A 17,141-nucleotide genomic window follows, 5' to 3' on the forward strand; every position below is an offset into this window, starting at 1 on the left:
CCAAGATCTCGCGTGGGTCGCTGGTCTTCAGCGCTGGCAACAGAGCGAGAAATCCATGTACGCTCGGCGGTCGAGGCGGAACCCATGGGAGGCGAGGCACCGAGCGAGCTCGAGTCAGAGATCCGCCGTCGTTTCGACCTCGGAGATCTGGCGGGTGCGGCAACGGCGGGGTTGCGCGGATACGGGCCCGAGCTGTTCGGGTTCTTGATGGCGTTCCATCGCGACGAGACCATGGCATCGGAGGTCTTCTCGGAGGCCAGCGAGCGCCTCTGGCGGGGGCTGCCGGGCTTCGCGTGGCAGTCGTCCTTCAGAACCTGGGCCTACGCCGTGGTGCGGCGGGCCGCGATGGCATACCAGCGCGATACCAGGCGGCGCGCGCGGAGACAGGAGGCGCTCCCCGAGGGGTCGGCGCTCACCGCGGTCGCGGAGCAAGTGCGCAGCGCGACGCTCGAGCACCTGAAGACCGAGACGAAGACGCGGGCGGCGGCCCTGCGCGAGTCGCTGCCGCGTGAGGACCAGGAGCTGCTCATTCTGCGCCTCGACAAGGGCCTTTCGTGGAACGAGCTCGCACAGGTGCTGAACGAGGGCGAGAGCGAGCTCGGGGCCGACGCTCTGAAGCGCGAAGCAGCGCGGCTGCGCAAGCGTTTCCAGCTCGCGAAAGAGAAGCTGCTCGCGCTGGCGCGCCGAGAAGGTCTGGTGCGGGAGAAGGAGCCAGAGTCGTGACGAAGAGCTCGGTTGGGGCGCAGGCCACCGCCGACTCCGGGCTCGGATCTGACGAGCCGGACTCGGACAGCGACGACGCCTTCCTGCGCGCGGCCGTGCGGGTCGAAGAGGTCGCTCCGCCGACGGAAGAGCCGGATCGCGTAGGCACGGAGCTCGGTCGCTTCCAAATCGACGCCGAGCTCGGTCGCGGGGGAATGGGCATCGTGTACGCCGCGACGGACAGCCGCCTCGGCCGGCGCGTGGCGCTCAAGGTCCTGCCGCTGCGGGTCGCAGAGGACTCGGAAAGGAGGAGTCGTCTGCTGCGCGAGGCGCGTGCGGCGTCCGCCGTCAGCCACCCGAACATCGCCGCCGTGTACGAAGCGGGTGAGGCAGGGGGCAGTGTCTTCATCGCCATGGAATACGTGGACGGGCAGACCGTCAGGCACGTGCTGGAAGGCGGTCCGCTGCGAAGTGGGGAGGCCGTGCGCATCGCTCGCGAGATCGCGCGGGCGCTCGTCAAGGCCCACGCAGCCGGCATCGTCCACCGCGATCTGAAGCCCGACAACGTGATGGTGGGCGCGGATGGCGCCGTGAAGATCCTCGACTTCGGTCTGGCCAAACCCATCGGTTCGCGCGGCCCGGCCATCGAGTCTGCGACGGTCCTCTCCACCGTGGAAGGCCGGATCCTCGGCACGCCCAGCTACATGTCGCCGGAGCAGGCGAAGGGCGGGCAAGTCGACGCGCGGAGCGACCTGTTCTCGCTCGGGGTGTTGCTCTACGAGATGCTGACCGGACGGCGTCCCTTCAACGGCGAGGGCGCGATGGAAATCCTGATCGCGGTGGATCGCGACGAGCCCGCCAGATTGGACGGCGTCGCGCGACCGCTCGAACAAGTCGTGCTCCGATGCTTGGCCAAAGATCCCGCCTCCCGATTCCCGAGCGCGGAGGAGGTCATCGCCGCGCTGGACGCGGCAGGCCAGCCGGAGCGCCGTCGCTGGCCGCTCGTGGCCATTGCTGCCGGTGGCGCGGCGGCGTTTGGGTTCGTCCTCTGGCGTTCGAGCGGCTCGACGCCTGCGGCAGCGCCGAGCGCGCAGGTCGCGCCGGAACCGCCTCGTTCCGGGCCGACGGCGGTCCCTACGCTTCCGCCGAGCACGCCAGAAACGGTGCTGCCGCCCGCTTCGGCCGCTGCCACGGCGCCGAAAGCCGTTCGCAGGCAGATGCCGGCTCCAGTCAAGAGCGCAAGCCCGGCGAGCAAGCGGGATCCGTGGAGCGAGCAGAAGTAGTCAGTGCTCCGCGCGTTCGACGCACACGGGCGTTCCGTGCGGCCCGAATTCGCACTCGCCCACACAGTAGGTGTCACCGCACGGGGTGAGTGAAGGCGCCGTGCACTGCGAAGCTCTCGACGGCGGGACGAGTAGGTAGCTGCCAGCGAAGACCGCGCACGCTTCAGCGTCCTCTTGCGCCGCCAGCAGCCAGTGTCCGTCGCGGGCCGGCCTGAGTCCCATGGTGCAGCCCCCGCAGCGCGCACGCTCGCCGCCCTGCTCGTCATCCGGAAGTGCCTCGCAGAAGAACTCATCCATCGCGGCGATCCGGCCGTCGGCTTCGGTCGTGACGCACACGGTTTCGCGCGCAGACTGTGAGAAAGAGGTTCGCAGCACTCCGGTGTTCACGCCTGCCGATCCGGTCCGGTCCCGAGCGGCTGGGGTAGCGGCGTCGGCGTTCGAGTCTTCGCCGTCGACGGTCCAGGGCTGCCGCTCCTCGCGCTCGGCGACGCCTCCGCAAGCGGCGCAGGCAAGGACGGAGATCGCGATGAACAGATGGGTACTGGCCATTTTCTGTACTCCTCGAGGAGACAGAAGCCGACGCGACGGAGTGTGAAAGCCGACCTCCCGCGCAGCCCTCCTCAGTGTGCGGCGCAGGTCCCTGCCGACGGCGCCGTTTCTGGAGAGGTGCAAGTCGCCACGCACAGTCCCACCTCAGGCGCCCACGGAAAGCCGCCCAGCATGCACTTGCCGCTGCAGTCGGTGTCCGAGCAGCAGTAGCGGCGGCAGGTCCCCGTCGACTTCGTCGGCTGGCCGCTCGCATCCACACAGGTGAGTCCTGGTGCGCAGAATTTCGGATAGTCACCTTTGTAGCCGCTGCCGTAGTACTTGCACGGTTCACACTCGCCTTGGGGATTCGGACCGCCCCAACAGACGAAGGCCTGGTCGGGCCACGCCACGTCACAGGCGGCGCCGGCCCAGGTGGCACAAGGTTTTCCAGTCACCGGATTGCACGCCACGCGCTGGTCCGCGGTGCAGTTCGCCACCTCTTGCGTGCAGCTCAACTCGAGGCACTTCGCACACTCGGACGATGCCTGGAGCCCTTGGAACGGACAACCCAAGCACGGGCTTGCGCACTTGCTCGAGCAGCAGGTTTGAAGCTCCTGCGCTACGTCGGCGGTCGCCGCCGAAATGTCCAAGCAGGGTGGGACAGTGCACGTTCCCGAGTGCACGGATTGGAGCAAGCTACCGCAGTTCACGAAGCAGACGCCGGGCGGCGGCGTGCAGGCGACACTCGACAGAGTCCCGTCCGGTCCGCCGTCGTCCCCACCCTCGGACGTAGCGTCTTGGCCTTCGCCGCCGCTGTCGGAGACGCCGGCCTCGGCATCGGTTCCGCCAGCGTCCGCGTCGGCGCCGTCGGCACCCCCGTCGGGCTTCGCTCCGGCCTCGCCGGACTCTCCGTTCCCGCACGCCACGAGACACGACGCCAAGGCGATCCAACTGATTCGCGTGAAAACGATCATCCTGAGGGCTCCTTTTGCGGAGAGAAGCCGCAGCGCCAGGTTGTGAAGGCCGCCAGGTGCCTTTCACAAGCGTCCGTCACGGATTCCACCCAACAGGAGCACCGCGAGCACCGCTCATGTCCGAAACAGGAGGGACTGGCTCAACGCACGCCACGCAGTCTATCGTTCGCGGGAGGATGGCTCGCGCGGGGGTGGTCTGCACGTTCGCGTTCGCGCTTGCGGTGCACGCGAATGCGGCTCCGACCCCCGAGGACAGCGCGCTCGCGACCGAGCTCTTCAAGCAAGGACGCGAGCTGATGGCCGCCGGCAAACCGCAGGAGGCGTGCCCGAAGCTCGCGGAGAGCCACCGCCTCGACCCCGGCGGCGGAACGGTCATGAACTTGGGCCTCTGTTACGAGGCGATCGGCAAGCTTGCCAGCGCGTACAGCGCTTTCAACGACGCGCTGGCGATGGGCCGGCGTGACGATCGGGAAGACCGTGTGACGATCGCCACCGAGCACATCGCTCACATCGAGCCGCGGCTCTCGCGCGTGGTGATCCTGGTTCCGCCGGCCGCGGACATCCCGGGCCTGGCGATCACTCGCGAGGGCTCCGAGGTGGCACGCGCGGCGTGGGGCTCGGCCATGCCCGTCGACGGAGGCTCGCACGAAGTGGTCGTGATGGCCGCCGGACACCAAACCTGGCGCAGGACGATCACGGTGCAGAACGAGGGCGACAAGCAGACGGTCGTCGTCCCTCGGCTCGAGCGCCTGCCGGAGCCAGACCCGGTTGCACCACCGCCAAAGCCGACTCCCGTAGTGCGTGCGGTGCACCGTCGCCCTCCTGTGGAGGACGGCAACGGTCGGGTTCAACGCACCTGGGGCTTCATCGTCGGCGGCGCAGGAGTGCTGGGCGTCGGCGCCGGCAGTTACTTCGGTCTTCGCGCACTGTCGAAGCGTGATGACAGCGAAGCGTCGTGCCGGAACGGCTGCACGGTGCGGGGCTCGGAGCTGTCCAACGAGGCGACGACCAACGCCGATGTTTCCACGGCGAGCTTCGTCATCGGAGCTGCCGCGCTCGGGCTTGGGGCCTACCTGGTGCTCAGCGCCGAGACCGACGGGGCGAGCGTAGGGCTCGTGGTCGCGCCGAGCAGCGCCGCGGTTCGAGGGAGGTTCTGACGTGGTGCGCTGGGCCATGCTCGCCGCTCTGGCGGTGTCGGCGTGTGCGGACGGCGGTTCGCCTGCGAGCGCTGCTTGTCCCGGGATCACCGCGCGCTGCGGCGGAATCTGCGTCGATCTCTCCACGGATCGCGATCACTGTGGCGAATGCGGCCACGCCTGCACCGAGCTCGGCAAGGGGTGCTTCGCTGGGCAGTGCACGAGCCCGGCGCCGATGGGTCGTCCCCGTGCGCTGCACGCCGTGGCAGTCGCCTCCGACGGGAGGATGTACGCCATCGGCGGGCACGACGACACGTTCGCGCCCACGACCAGGGTGGAGGCCTACGATCCGGCAACCAACCGTTGGAGCGAGGTCAAACCGATGACCGTCCCGCGCACGGTGCTGTCGGCGGTGGCGCAGGGTGACCGCGTGCTGGCCATCGGAGGGACCCAGTTCGGCGATCTGGCCGTCGATCGCGTCGACGCATACGACCCGAACGACAACGGATGGTCCTCCCCGCCGAAGCTCCAGGTGGCCCGAGCCGACGCGGCGGCGGTGACGGATCTGGCAGGCGTCACGCATGTGCTCTGGGGCTGGAACGTATGGGTCGCCAAGAACTCGGACGAGGACGACGGCGGGCCGGCGTGGTCGCTCGCGAGCATGGAATCGCTCGAGCAAGGTGGCGACTGGATGCTGGAGGGGACCGTCGACGGTCCACCCCCGCGCTGGGGGGCTCGGCCCGTGCTCGGGCCGAACGGTAAGATCCATCTGCTCGGCGGCTACCGCAGCCATTGGGTCCCGCTGGGATCGACCACGGACGACGTGAGCATCTACGACGGCGCCACGTGGACTCACGGAGCTTCGATGCCGTTGCGTCGGGCGCTCGGCGCGGCGGTGGCTGGACCAGACGGCCTCATCTACTACTTCGGAGGCATCGGCGATCGCGGCGGAATACCCCCTTCCAGCGATGTGCAGGTGTACGACCCGGTTGGGGACCGCTGGGCGCTCGCGCCAGCGCCGCTGCCACTCCCGCAGCGGGACATGGCCGCCGCGACCCTCTCCGACGGCCGCATCTACGTCGTCGGCGGCCTGGTCTACCTCCCGGACGGCATCACCAGCGGCGTCGTGGTCTACGACCCCAAGCGAGGCGAATGGTACTGGTGAGGTCGCTTTTCGCTGCGCTCCTGCTCGCGCTGGCGTGCGAAAACACGCAGCAGGAGCGATCGGCACCGAACCGCCTCGCGGAGATCCGCACCGCATGCACCGAGCTCGCGGCCGCTTGGTGCGAGGCCGGTGGGCGCTGCCTCTCAGAGACATTCCGAGCGTCCTACGGCGACGTGGCGACTTGCGTCGCGCGCCGAGCCGAGCTCTGCGAGCGCACGCGTTTCGGCGCGGGCTCGTCGGACTCGCCAAGAGGTGTCCGCGAATGCGCCCAGGCTTGGGGTGACTCGAGCAAGGACTGCAGCGGTTGGCTCAGAGCTGAGGTCGGTCGCAATCCGCCGAAAGCGTGCACCACGAAAGGGAAGCTACTTGCCGATGAGCCGTGCCTCGAAGACAGCCAATGCCAGAGCGGCTCATGTGCGCGCGCGCGCGGCGCTTGTGGCACTTGCTCCACGCCAAGGGAGTTTGGCGCGAGCTGCTTCGACGACGAGGACTGCGCGGCGACGCTGGTGTGCCGCCAGGGAATGTGCACCACGTTCAGCGAGCTGAACCAGGAGTGCGGGCCGGGCGTCGCCTGCTCGCCCGAGCTCGCCTGCGTGGGCGGCAAGTGCTCGAAGCGGCTGGGCGAGAGTGCGCCGTGCACCAGCGGAGAGGAGGACCCCTGCGAGCTGTGGCCCAGGCAGCTGGTGTGTCGTGAAGGCACGCAGAAGGGGGTAGGCGTTTGTGTTCCGTACGAGTGGCGCTCGCTGCACGACGCCTGCGGTCCTTCGCCGATTGGCGCGCAGTGCCTCCCCGGCCTCGTCTGTCAGACGCGCTCGGACGGTCTCCCCGACTCGCCGGTTACGCAAACCTGCGTGCCAGTCGTCGAGGATCGCCTCGCCTGCGGCGTGAGAGAGGTGCGCCACCCGAGCGGGGGACCGTGCCGTGCGCCAGCCGTGTGCTTCCAGAATCGATGTCAGATCCCGGACACGGCCGCGTGCTCGGAGGCAGTGCCATGAATGTCAGGCTGGTCCTCGGGCTCTTCGCCGCCGGGTTTCTCGGGGCGAGCTGCCGCCAGCTCGCGGACATCGAGGAGCGTGCGCCGTGCGAGGGCGGGGCGACCAGCGCCTGTGCCGCCTGCCAGCGGGCCCATTGCTGCGATGCTCTCGCCGCGTGTCGCGGCGATGCCGGCTGCGCGAGCGCAGCGGCGTGCCTGGCCGCGGCCGACAGCGATGAAGATCGTTCGGACTGCAGACAGAGCTACTTGACCGGGTTCCGTGACTCCCTCGCGGACCTGGCTGCGTGCAGCGCCAGCGCCTGCGCGGAGGCGTGTACCCCCGAGTGGGGGCTCCCAATGCCGAGCGCAGGCTGCGGGGGGTGCGCGGAGAAGTGTGCCGACGCGCAAGTGGCCTGCGCCCGCAGCTCGGAGTGTATCGCGCTCGCGTACTGCTCTTGGCCCTGTGGCGATGCCCACTGCCGGGGGGATTGCGAGCGGCTGCATCCGGAAGGCATCGACGCGGCGAGAGCGTTGGGCGGCTGCCTCGCGGACGAGTGCAAGCAAGAGTGCGCCTACCCGGAGCGTCCGGACTGGTCGTGTCTCGACGAGCCCCCGCAGGAGGTCGGGGAAGGACCACCTGTCGTGGTCACTCTCGAGCTCAAGCTCTTCGGAATGAGCGCGAAGCCGGCCGGCAAGAAAATTCGCGCTTGCGAGCCCAACATGGGGATCGACGAGTGCAAGGCGAGCGTCCCGGACCCGGGCGCCAGCAGCGGTGGGAAGCTCGACCTCCAAGTCCCGTACGGGTTCGAGGGCTATTTCTTCACCGAGGACTCCCCCGACGCTTACGGCAGCATCCGTTACGTCGAGCGGCCCATCACCAAGACCGGCATGTACCCGGTGACGTTGATCCCGAAGAATACGACGAAGGAGCTCCCGCTCGTGGGAACCATAGACTTGGACTTCGGCATGATGTGGTTCATGGCATACGACTGCTCACGCGCCCAACCCGCCGGGGTGTCACTAGCGTTGAAGCCGTGGGGCCCGGAAACCAAAGCCTTCTACGGCAACGTGGGTCAAGTCGACGGTACCACGACCACAGCAGCGACGTCCGTGGACGAAACGGGTGGAGGCTTCATGAACGTCCCAGCGGGCTTCGTCGAGGTCGAGGCGGTCCGCCGCGATACGATGGGTTGCATCGCGAGGAAGAAGGTTCTCTCGCACCCTGGTGTGCTCACCGGCGTTCAGCTGCGAGCTGCAGGCAAGTGCCCGTAGCTCACTCGCAACGCCCGAGGTTGCCGAGCTGGGGATCGAACGCATGGCACTCACCGGCGGTGCAGTCCGCGTTCGAGCAACACAGCTTCTTGCAGGTCCCGGTGAGCTCGTCCCCGGCTTCCGTGGCTTGGCAGTGCAGGCCCTTTCCGCACCGCGCTTCCGTGTACCCTTGAACGGGGTTACAGGAGTCGCCCTCCGCCAGCGCGTGCAAACCCCCCATGCAGAGCAGGCCCCCGGGATGCAGCTTGCACTTCTCTTCGGGCGCGCATCCCTCGTTGGTCACCGGATTGCAGAGCGCAAGGACCCACGGGCTGGTCACGCATCCGGCTGGCAGCAGCACCCTGGAAGCGCAGAAGGTCTCGAAGTCCTCGCAGCAGTCGCGGCGATGCTCGCACTGCCCGTCGCACCAGCAGCCGCCCTTCGCCTGACCCAGGCACGCACCGGCACAGCTCCCGGTCAGCGCCGGCTTCGTCGCCGTCCCTCCGCTGCCGAATAGACTCGCGTCACTCCCGGCTACGCCACCGCTGTTCACTGGGCGCGAGCGGAGCTCGCCTTCGCAGCCCCCGAGCATCAGCGAGGCCAGGGCGATCACCGACCAATTGTCCTCGCGGCGCAAGATTCGCGTCCCCAGCATCGGCACCCTATCACGGGTGCCGCAGGATCTTGTGAAGAGAAGCCGCGGTCCCGCGATGTGAAGCCAGCAACCCGCAATGAAACAGCGCGGGCAAGGTCACGCCGGCGATCGACTTCGCCTCCGATGAACCCGCTGGCGCTGCCCTCGGCACGTACGTCTTCTGCTACGCACGCCGCGAAACGTCGAGTGCGTGGACGAGACCGTCGTGCGCAACGAGGCCCACTCGATCACTGCGGCAAGGCGGGGCGGGAAGCGCGTCGAAGTGGAAACGATCCTGGATTTGCGCCGCGTTCTGATCACAGTCGCAGGACCGATAACTCCACGGAACTAGCCGCGTTCCGTCGAGCCTCGTCGCGTCCGAGAGGCCGCGCTTTCGCGCGATCGTCTCCACTCGAAGCTGCCCGGCTGCCTACCCGCGCACGAGCGCCGACCCCCCGAGCTCACCCGCCAGCGCGATCAGGATCTCGCGCGGGTCGCTGGTCTCGAGGGTGGGCAGCGCGGCGAGCGGGGTCTTGGCCGGCAGCACGCCGCGGAGCGCGGCGACGGCGGCGCGGGTCTGGGCCTCGCGGGCCGCGTATTCGTCGCGGTAGGCCGTGATCGCCTCGCCGAGCTCGGGCACGTCGCGGCCTTCGAGCGCGCCGACCCACGCCGGCGCGGCGCCGACGGCGCGGTTCAGGAGCACCGCGGAGGCCGAGAGCGAGCGCTCGCGGAGCTCGCCCACCAGGTACTCGGCGTCGTCCAGGGAGCTGCCGCTCGGGCCGGTCACGATCACGTAGCGCGTGCTGGGCAGGGCGATGCGCCGTTCGACGTTCTTCACCAGGTGGAGCCACTTCTCGCGGACGGGGAGGAACTCGGCGAAGAGCGCGGCGATGTCGCGGACGGCGACGACGCCGACCAGGTTCGAGACCAGGTGGCCGACGCGCTTCTTGCCCCAGGCGAGCAGGCCGCGATCGTCGGGGCGCTCGTCCAGGGTCGAGCCGGCGAGCCTGGCCAGGCCCACCATCCACTCGAGCGTCTTGGCCTCCAGCATGCGGCCGAGGCGCCCGGGGTAGTCCAGGAACTCGAGGGCGTGGCGCGAGGGGGCGGTGTCCAGCACGACCTCGTCGTAGCGGCCGGACTCGAGCTCGTGCAGGGTTGCCTCCCCTCGCGTCGCTTCGCTCCGCGGTCCCCTCCTTAGCCGGTGAGCGCGAGCGGCAGCGTCTCACCAAGACCCTTGGCGTCGTGCCGATGCTCGCGCTCACGCGGCTGGAGGGGACGCGTCGTTTCGAGTCTGCGCTGCCTCGACCGTTTGGTGGCAGGTTGTGCCGACAGGAGGCATACTGCGGGCATGCCGATGGAGATTGTACCGGGCATCACGGCTGAGTCGACGGTCATGTTCGGCAAGCCCGTGATTGCCGGCACGCGCATTCCCGCGGCGGTGATTCTCGCCCAGCTCGGTGCGGGTGTGTCCGAGAGCGAGATCGTTCTCGAGTACGACCTGACGCCGGATCAGATCAGAGCTGCAGTCCGATACGGGGCGTGGCTCGCCGAACAGGACGAGGCTAGGGCTGTCGGTTGACCGATGGCGACCTTCCTGGTGGACGAGTCGCTGCCTCGGGCGATCACCCGTGCGTTGTCCGCATCTGGACGACGTAGCGGATGTTCGCGACGCGGGCTTGCGGGGCGCCGCAGACAGCGCGGTGGCCGCGCGAGCGGCTTCGGAGTCGCGGGTGCTCGTCGCGGGTGACACGGATTTCGCGAACTCGCTGCGCTTCCCGCCCGGCCGGCACCCGGGGATTCTCGTGTTGCGCCTGCCCAACGCGTGGTCGCCGGAACAACGGGCAACGCGCCTCATCGAGGCACTCGACCGTGCTCTGCTGGATCGCCTCGCCGGCTGCATCGTCATCGTCGAGCCCGCTCGCGTGCGCATCCTGACGCCGCGCTGAGCTCACTCTGCCTACCCGCGCACGAGCGCCGACCCCCCGAGCTCACCCGCCAGCGCGATCAGGATCTCGCGCGGGTCGCTGGTCTTCAGGGTGGGCAGCGCGGCGAGCGGGGTCTTGGCCGGCAGCATGCCGCGGAGCGCGGCGACGGCGGCGCGGGTCTGGGCCTCGCGGGCCGCGTATTCGTCGCGGTAGGCCGTGATCGCCTCGCCGAGCTCGGGCACGTCGCGGCCTTCGAGCGCGCCGACCCACGCCGGCGCGGCGCCGACGGCGCGGTTCAGGAGCACCGCGGAGGCCGAGAGCGAGCGCTCGCGGAGCTCGCCCACCAGGTACTCGGCGTCGTCCAGGGAGCTGCCGCTCGGGCCGGTCACGATCACGTAGCGCGTGCTGGGCAGGGCGATGCGCCGCTCGACGTTCTTCACCAGGTGGAGCCACTTCTCGCGGACGGGGAGGAACTCGGCGAAGAGCGCGGCGATGTCGCGGACGGCGACGACGCCGACCAGGTTCGAGACCAGGTGGCCGACGCGCTTCTTGCCCCAGGCGAGCAGGCCGCGATCGTCGGGGCGCTCGTCCAGGGTCGAGCCGGCGAGCCTGGCCAGGCCCACCATCCACTCGAGCGTCTTGGCCTCCAGCATGCGGCCGAGGCGCCCGGGGTAGTCCAGGAACTCGAGGGCGTGGCGCGAGGGGGCGGTGTCCAGCACGACCTCGTCGTAGCGGCCGGACTCGAGCTCGTGATCGATGAAGGCGACGCTGATCAGCTCGTGGACCCCGGCGAGGGCGTTGGACAGCTCCTTGTACATCCCGTTCTCGAACACGCGGGCGCGGGCGGCCGGGTCATCGAACAGCCAGCTCACGAACAGATCGACCGACTTGTGCGCGTCGGGCATGCGCGCGCAGAGCTCGGTGCCGTCGATGCGGATGGGGCAGCTCTCGATGCCGATCTGCACGCCGAGCGCGTCCGCGAGGCGGCGCGCGGGATCGACGGTGACCACGAGGGTGCGGCGGCCCTGGCGGGCGAGGGCGAGGGCGAGCGCGGCCGAGGTCGTCGTCTTGCCGACGCCGCCGCCACCCACCACCACCGTCAGCGCCGCGCTCATACCTCAGTCCTCGGGCTCGAGCTCCTCGAGCAGAGATACGTCGACCAGATCCTTCTTGCGCCCGGCAGCACGCTTGTTCGCCAGGAGCTCGGCGCGCCCGATCACGTACAGGGTGATGCCGTGGAAGTCGACCTGTTCGCGGCCTTGCCAGGCCTGGTCGAAGCTGACCCCGTCGATCCCCGTGAGGATGTCGATCCGCCACGGCTTGACGCCGAGCATGAAGACGCGGTCGGGAACGGCCAGCTCGCCCTCGTCCGCGATGCTGCCGCCGAAGCCGAAGCGCTCGAGCGCGCGGAGCACGCGCTCGGCGTTCTCGGGAGTCGGCTCGACGAAGACGTCGAGGTCCTCAGTGAGCCTCGCCTCGACGTGGTAGGCGAGGGCGTGCGCGCCAATCAGAAGAAATTTTGTGTTCTCCGAGAGAAGCGCGGACAAGAACTCTTTCCAGTCGCGGGGGATCGTCGTCATAGCCGAAATAGAGCCGCCTCAGCTCCTCCATCGCTTCGAACCGGGCCTGGCAGCTGCTCCGCTGGGCATCTTCGAGATCCGCGCGATCGGCATCTGCCAGGCGGGCGATGCGCACTACCTTGTCCACGGACGGGAGCCTAACACGAGCCCGCGGTCACGAGACTGCGCCCAGTGCCGGTCACGAGACTGCGCCCAGGTGCCGCCCCAGCTCCCGCGGGGTCGGATCGCGGAACAGCTCGGGGACCTGCACGATCTTGCCGGCGCCGATGCCGTCCAGGGCGGTCAGGGCCAGGAGCGCGTCGGCGCCCAGCTCGGCGTCCTCCGTGAGGGCGTGCGCCAGGGGCGCGAAGGCCGGATCGCGGGTGGCCGCGTGCTTCGCGTGCTCGAGCTCCGCCGGCGTGGGCCTGCGGGGCACGCGGTTCAGGACCAGGAGATCCGGCGCGCGCCCGAGCTCGTGGCTCAGGCGGAACACCAGCTCGCGGGTCTCCGACGCCACGACCGGCTCCGCCGTCGAGACCACGACCAGCGCGCTCTGCTCCGCGGCGAGCACCTCTTGCTGGATGGTCCGGCACATCTTGGCGGCGGGCCCGACCTTGAGGAAGCGCTCGGCGGCGGCGGGCACGCGCAGCCAGTCCACCGCGTGGCCCGTGGCCGGCAGATCGACGAACAGGCGAGCGCTCGGCTGCTCCGCGTGGAGCTGGCGCACGCGGTCGAGCGCCACCAGCTCGCGCACGGCGGGCACGGCCTGCACGACCTTCTTCAGCGTGCGCTGCTTGACCATCAGCTTGCCGAGCAGCCGGCTGCCCAGCATGGACGCGATGGCGCCGGCGAGCGCGTCCATGTACTCGACCACTTCGGTCGTCACGCCGTCGGTCTCGGGGCGGAGCGCCCGCGTGGCGCCGGCTGCGCCCTCGAACTCGACCAGGATGGCGCGTCCGCCGCGATCGGCCTCGGCGCGCGCCAGTGCCGCGGCCACGCTGCTCTTGCCCACGCCGCCCTTGCCGGTGACGAAGACGACGGGTTGTCGAGGGAGCCGCACGGCGCTCCCTTAACACGAAGGCCGGTGCCGGCGTGCGCGGGCCAACAGGAGCGCGAGCGCGAGGGCGCCGAACCCGGAGCTCTCGCTCCGCGGCAGCGTGCAGCCGCAGCCGCCGTCGTCGTCCGACTCGCCTTTGGTCGCGCCACCCGAGCCCGCCGCGCCGGCCGTGCCGGCGGCGCCGCCGCCCGCCGCGCCGGCGCCGCCGCTGCCGCCGCTGCCGCCGCTCCCCGCGCTGCCGCCGGTCCCGCCGCTCGACCCGCCCTGGAGCGGGTGCGGATACGGCGGCTCCGTGTAGTGCTTCTGCCACTTGCCCGCGGCGTCGCAGGCGTAGAGCACCCTCTCCGCCGTGTGGAAGAAGCCGTCGTGGGGCTTGCAGCTCGCCGGCAGCGCCGTGCCGACGGGGACGTCGTCGAAGTAGTCGCGGCCCGGCTCGAGCTGCGACACGTCTTCCCCGAAGTCCACGTCACAGCCGTTGCAGCCGCTCGAGCCCTCGCCGCCCTTGCGCGTGTTGCCCCACTCGTACCAGGGCGCGCGCTGCATCTGGGTGCCGAAGCCGGGCTGCATGTAGCAGGGGTAGCCGTCCGCAGCCGGGCCGTCCAAGTAGCCGTTGCACGTCTCACTGCTCGGGCAGTCGCCGTCGGCCGCGCAGAGCTCGAGCTTCGAGACCGAGCAGGTCTTCCACTTGCAGGTCGTGCCGGCGCCGATCTCGTCCACGCAGTCCTGATCGCTCTTGCAGTTGTAGGGGAAGTTGCCGCTTTGCAGGCTCCAGTCCTTGCCGATGTTGGAGCACATTCGGTACTGAGAGCCGTCGCAGGGCTGCCAGTGCTCGTTGCCTCCGGCGTCGGTCGGCGTGCGGTAAATGGCCAGATCGATGTGTGCGGCGCCGATCCAGATGTCGCCGCCGATGGTCCAGTCGTTGTCGTACAGGATGCCGGTGCCGCCGCGGAAATGCGCCAGGCGGCCCCAGGTCTTCGAGCTCCAGGCGGGGGCGTCGTCGTCCAACACGAACGAGTTCGAGTAGGCGATGACGCTGAAGATGCTCGCGCCGAAGCCCGAGTCGAGGCCGTGGCTGCCGAGCATCTGATTTCTGATCTTGTTCTTGCGCACGACCATGCGGCCGCCGTTCTCTCCGTCGAACGGGCGCCCCTCCCACGAGCCCGTGAAGGCGATGTCCGAGTCCTCGACGTAGACCGCCGCGAGGCCGCCGAGATCGAGCGGGCGCTTCCAGGCGGGGAATCCTTCGTCGTCCACGGTGACGAACTCGCTGGGGGTCGAGCCGGTGACGGTGACGTGATCGATGAGCCCGAAGGTCTGGCCGTAGGTGCGGAACAGCCGCGTGAACACGCCGGTCGTCTCGAAGCGCAGGTGGTGGAAGCGCCACTGGTCGCCGCCGCCCACGCCGATGATCGAGTCGCAAGTTCCCGTGCAGGTGGCGTCCGAGAGCTGGAGTTGGGAGATGGTGAGCCTCGTGCCGGGCTTGCCCGCGACGTCGAAGGCCTGCTCGCTCACGCGGATGCGCGTCGTGTCCTGGCTCTGGCCGACGATGTCGAGGGGAGCCAGGGTGCCGTCGACCTGCACCGCCTTCGACCACTGGCACGGAGCACCCGCCGGGTCCGGGATCTTCACCGTGCCGCCGTTCTGCGCGAGCGCCGCGTCCACCGCGGCTTGCACGGCGGCCTGCTCGCAGCTGTCGGCCTGGTAGCAGTCCTGCCCGCAGCTCACCGTGGCCGCGGCGGGCCGGCAGACCAGCAGGGCAGCGATGGCCGGGGCGAGCGCTCGACTCGGGTTCATGGCCAGCCATGCTAACCGAGTCGAGCCCGCGCCGGGAGCGCTCACGCCCCGGTGATGCCCCAGCGCACGCGCACCTCGACCGCGACGCTGCCGGTGCCGCGCTCGATGGGCATCCGCGCCACGTCGGCGCTCTCCAGTGGCATGGTAGGGACGGACTGGCTCACCGCGACCTCCTCGACCGTGATGGGCCTGCCCAGGCGGATCCCGGACAGGCGCGCCAGCTCGTCCGCGCGGCGCCGTGCGTCGGCCACCGCGCGCTCGCGGGCGTCGTCGCGGAGCTTCGCCGGATCGTCGAAGCCGAAGCGAATCCCCTGGACGCGCGTCGCGTTGCCGCCCGCGCTGGTGGCCGCGTCGATCAGCTGACCCACCGAGTCCAGATTGCGCGCCTTGACCGTGACGCTGGTCGTCACCGTGTAGCCGGCGATCCGCTCGCGGCCCGCGACGTGGTCGTAGCGCGGCGAAATGCTGAGGCTCGAGGTCTGTAGATCCTTCGCGTCCACGCCGTTCTGCTTCAGCGCGCCGAGCACCCGCTCAGCCGCTTTGGCCGCGCCGCTCCGCGCGGCGGCCACGTTCGCGGCGTCCACCTCGACGCCGACGTCGAAGTACGCGACGTCCGGCGCGGCGCTGGCCTCGCCGCGACCGGTCACGCTGACCCCCGCCTGATCGGGTGCGGCGAGCACCACCTGCGGAGACTGCGCGGGGGCCTGGGGGGCGGCGGTCTGCGTGCAGCCGGAGAGCGCGGCCAGGGAGACGACGAGCGAGCAAGCGAGCAAGCATTTGTTCATCACGAGTTCCTCCAGTTGGAAAGCTGCTCGGTGAGACGCCCCTCGAGCGTGGAAGATCTGCGGCGCGAACGCGGGCGGAGCCGGCTCTCCCGAGTGCGCAGAGCTCCGCGAGGGCTGAACGCGCGGCGGCTCCGCGCGCTTACGCCGGGCTCTCAAAAAACTCCGCGGAGCGACCGGTGCTTCGACTATGCTGTCGCCCTTCGGAGGGAAACATCGAATGGTACGTTCGTCTCGAATGACTGTTGGGCTCGGAATGGCTGTGGTCGTGGTCGCGCTCCTCGCGTGCAAGAAGAAGGAGGAGTCGTCGACCTCCGGGTCCACCAGCTCGGCGGCGAGCGGGGATTCCATCGGTGTGCCCGAGTGCGACGAGTACCTGACCAAGTACGAGGCGTGCTTGAAGGAGAAGGTGCCCGCCGTCGCGCGCCCGGCCCTGGAGGACGCGATGAAGAAGACGCGGGAGACCTACAAGAACCTCGCCGCGAACCCCACCACCAAGGCCGGCCTGCCCGCCTCGTGCAAGCAGGCGCTGGATGCCACCAAGACCGCGATGAGCAGCTACGGCTGCACCTGGTGAGTCAAGAGCTGTCGAAGAAACGACAGCTCTTTCACTTTGTCAGTCGGGGAGGCACGCGCCTCCCCGCCCCAACGAAGTGAATTCGTTGGGGCCCCACCCCACGCGAGCCGGCTTCGCCGGCTTTCGCGCAGACCTTCAACGCTCCTGCGGGAGCCAGCGGTAGTTGCGCTCCGAGCCGGTCACCTTTCCGATCGGCTCGAAGCGCAGCGACGCGTCGCCGCCGAGGGCGGCGTGCAGGCCGGCGGTGACCAGGATCTCGCCGGCCTTGGCGGTGTCCTCGCCGAGCTTGGCCGCCGCGTTGACCTCCTGGCCCCACACGTCTTCGTCGCCGATGCGCAGCACGCGCCCGAAGCCGATGCCGACGCAGAGCAGGATCTGATCCTCGGGCTTGCGGCGCTGGTTCACCTGCGCGCAGGCGCGTTGCATCGCGAGCGCGCAGTCCAGGGCGCGGTGCGGGCTGCGGAACAGCAGCATCAGGCTGTCGCCCTCGGTCTTGAGCAAGAGACCGTCGTGGTCGGCGATGACCGGCGCGAGCAGCTCTTGGTGCTCCCAGATCACCTGGAGGAAGTGGAGGATGCCGAACTCCTCCACGTTGCGGGAGAAGCCGGCGAGATCCGTGAACATCACCGCCCACTCCTCGCCGAACAGATCCCAGATCCGCTCGTCGATGCGCTCGACGTCGGCGCCCGTTCGTGCGCGTTCGGCGATCAGCTTCCAGAGGCGGGTGGCGCTCCGGCCGAGGTCCTTCTGGTCCATCGACCCGAGGGTAATCCCGACACGGCGCGCCCGTCGACGCCGCCG

Annotated in this window: 19 protein-coding genes; 9 read left to right on the forward strand and 10 right to left on the reverse strand. The window is 69.7% G+C overall.

Translation table 11 applies throughout. The features are described from left to right. The first annotated feature begins 84 nt into the window (after window positions 1–84). Window positions 85–723 (forward strand): sigma-70 family RNA polymerase sigma factor, encoded by a 639-nt coding sequence (locus tag HS104_39585; GenBank protein ID MBE7486061.1) that lies wholly within the window; start codon window positions 85–87, stop codon window positions 721–723. Further along, the gene (locus tag HS104_39590) at window positions 720–1,985 is read left to right on the forward strand and encodes a serine/threonine protein kinase (GenBank protein ID MBE7486062.1); all 1,266 of its coding nucleotides are present in this window, start codon (window positions 720–722) and stop codon (window positions 1,983–1,985) included. The genes HS104_39585 and HS104_39590 overlap by 4 nt, the downstream gene beginning before the upstream one ends. On the opposite strand, the gene HS104_39595 is transcribed toward HS104_39590, so the two are convergent. Beyond that, entirely contained in the window at window positions 1,986–2,534 is a 549-nt protein-coding gene (locus HS104_39595; GenBank protein ID MBE7486063.1) for a hypothetical protein, read from the reverse strand. A gap of 71 nt (window positions 2,535–2,605) precedes the next feature. Beyond that, entirely contained in the window at window positions 2,606–3,487 is an 882-nt protein-coding gene (locus tag HS104_39600) for a hypothetical protein (protein ID MBE7486064.1), read from the reverse strand. Window positions 3,488–3,663: 176 nt separating this feature from the next. Between HS104_39600 and HS104_39605 the strand changes: the two genes are divergently transcribed. The 4 genes from HS104_39605 to HS104_39620 are packed head-to-tail and all read left to right on the forward strand — an operon-like array spanning window position 3,664 to window position 8,033. Further along, on the forward strand, window positions 3,664–4,644 hold the full coding sequence (locus tag HS104_39605; protein ID MBE7486065.1) for a tetratricopeptide repeat protein: 981 nt from the start codon (window positions 3,664–3,666) through the stop codon (window positions 4,642–4,644). Window position 4,645: 1 nt separating this feature from the next. Beyond that, window positions 4,646–5,788 carry a hypothetical protein gene (locus tag HS104_39610; GenBank protein ID MBE7486066.1) on the forward strand — a complete coding sequence of 381 codons (1,143 nt, stop codon included), beginning with the start codon at window positions 4,646–4,648 and terminating at the stop codon, window positions 5,786–5,788. Further along, window positions 5,785–6,783, forward strand: coding sequence for a hypothetical protein (locus tag HS104_39615; GenBank protein MBE7486067.1), 999 nt, complete (start codon window positions 5,785–5,787; stop codon window positions 6,781–6,783). Before HS104_39610 ends, HS104_39615 begins: the two co-directional genes overlap by 4 nt. Further along, entirely contained in the window at window positions 6,780–8,033 is a 1,254-nt protein-coding gene (locus HS104_39620) for a hypothetical protein (GenBank protein MBE7486068.1), read from the forward strand. The genes HS104_39615 and HS104_39620 overlap by 4 nt, the downstream gene beginning before the upstream one ends. A 1-nt stretch (window position 8,034) precedes the next feature. Here the strand turns inward: HS104_39620 and HS104_39625 are convergent, their stop codons facing one another. Both HS104_39625 and HS104_39630 read right to left on the reverse strand, forming a co-directional pair. Continuing rightward, window positions 8,035–8,667, reverse strand: coding sequence for a hypothetical protein (locus HS104_39625; GenBank protein ID MBE7486069.1), 633 nt, complete (start codon window positions 8,665–8,667; stop codon window positions 8,035–8,037). Between the two features lie 409 nt (window positions 8,668–9,076). Beyond that, a complete protein-coding gene (locus tag HS104_39630) occupies window positions 9,077–9,763 on the reverse strand; it encodes a hypothetical protein (protein MBE7486070.1) in 687 nt (228 codons plus the stop codon). A 231-nt stretch (window positions 9,764–9,994) separates the two neighbouring features. On the opposite strand from HS104_39630, the gene HS104_39635 reads away from it, so the two are divergent. Both HS104_39635 and HS104_39640 read left to right on the forward strand, forming a co-directional pair. Then, window positions 9,995–10,225: a DUF433 domain-containing protein gene (locus HS104_39635; protein MBE7486071.1), complete on the forward strand. Its 231-nt coding sequence runs from the start codon at window positions 9,995–9,997 to the stop codon at window positions 10,223–10,225. A 97-nt stretch (window positions 10,226–10,322) separates the two neighbouring features. Further along, on the forward strand, window positions 10,323–10,592 hold the full coding sequence (locus HS104_39640; protein MBE7486072.1) for a DUF5615 family PIN-like protein: 270 nt from the start codon (window positions 10,323–10,325) through the stop codon (window positions 10,590–10,592). Window positions 10,593–10,603: 11 nt separating this feature from the next. Here HS104_39640 and HS104_39645 read toward each other — a convergent pair whose 3' ends face one another. The 5 genes from HS104_39645 to HS104_39665 all read right to left on the reverse strand — a co-directional run bounded on the left by HS104_39645 (window position 10,604) and on the right by HS104_39665 (window position 15,766). Then, window positions 10,604–11,686, reverse strand: a complete 1,083-nt coding sequence (locus HS104_39645) for an AAA family ATPase (protein ID MBE7486073.1) — start codon at window positions 11,684–11,686, stop codon at window positions 10,604–10,606. Between the two features lie 3 nt (window positions 11,687–11,689). Continuing rightward, complete coding sequence (locus HS104_39650; GenBank protein MBE7486074.1) at window positions 11,690–12,151, reverse strand: nucleotidyl transferase AbiEii/AbiGii toxin family protein; 462 nt, start codon at window positions 12,149–12,151, stop codon at window positions 11,690–11,692. Window positions 12,152–12,329: 178 nt separating this feature from the next. Continuing rightward, on the reverse strand, window positions 12,330–13,190 hold the full coding sequence (locus tag HS104_39655; GenBank protein ID MBE7486075.1) for a hypothetical protein: 861 nt from the start codon (window positions 13,188–13,190) through the stop codon (window positions 12,330–12,332). A 9-nt stretch (window positions 13,191–13,199) separates the two neighbouring features. After that, window positions 13,200–14,981 carry a hypothetical protein gene (locus HS104_39660; protein MBE7486076.1) on the reverse strand — a complete coding sequence of 594 codons (1,782 nt, stop codon included), beginning with the start codon at window positions 14,979–14,981 and terminating at the stop codon, window positions 13,200–13,202. A 41-nt stretch (window positions 14,982–15,022) separates the two neighbouring features. Then, window positions 15,023–15,766, reverse strand: coding sequence for an SIMPL domain-containing protein (locus HS104_39665; GenBank protein ID MBE7486077.1), 744 nt, complete (start codon window positions 15,764–15,766; stop codon window positions 15,023–15,025). Window positions 15,767–16,019: 253 nt separating this feature from the next. On the opposite strand from HS104_39665, the gene HS104_39670 reads away from it, so the two are divergent. After that, window positions 16,020–16,340: a hypothetical protein gene (locus tag HS104_39670; protein ID MBE7486078.1), complete on the forward strand. Its 321-nt coding sequence runs from the start codon at window positions 16,020–16,022 to the stop codon at window positions 16,338–16,340. 135 nt (window positions 16,341–16,475) lie between these two features. Here HS104_39670 and HS104_39675 read toward each other — a convergent pair whose 3' ends face one another. Continuing rightward, entirely contained in the window at window positions 16,476–17,096 is a 621-nt protein-coding gene (locus HS104_39675; GenBank protein ID MBE7486079.1) for an adenylate/guanylate cyclase domain-containing protein, read from the reverse strand. Window positions 17,097–17,141: the final 45 nt, after the last annotated feature.

The organism is Polyangiaceae bacterium (assembly GCA_015075635.1).
Taxonomy (GTDB): Bacteria; Myxococcota_A; Polyangia; order Polyangiales; family Polyangiaceae; genus JADJKB01.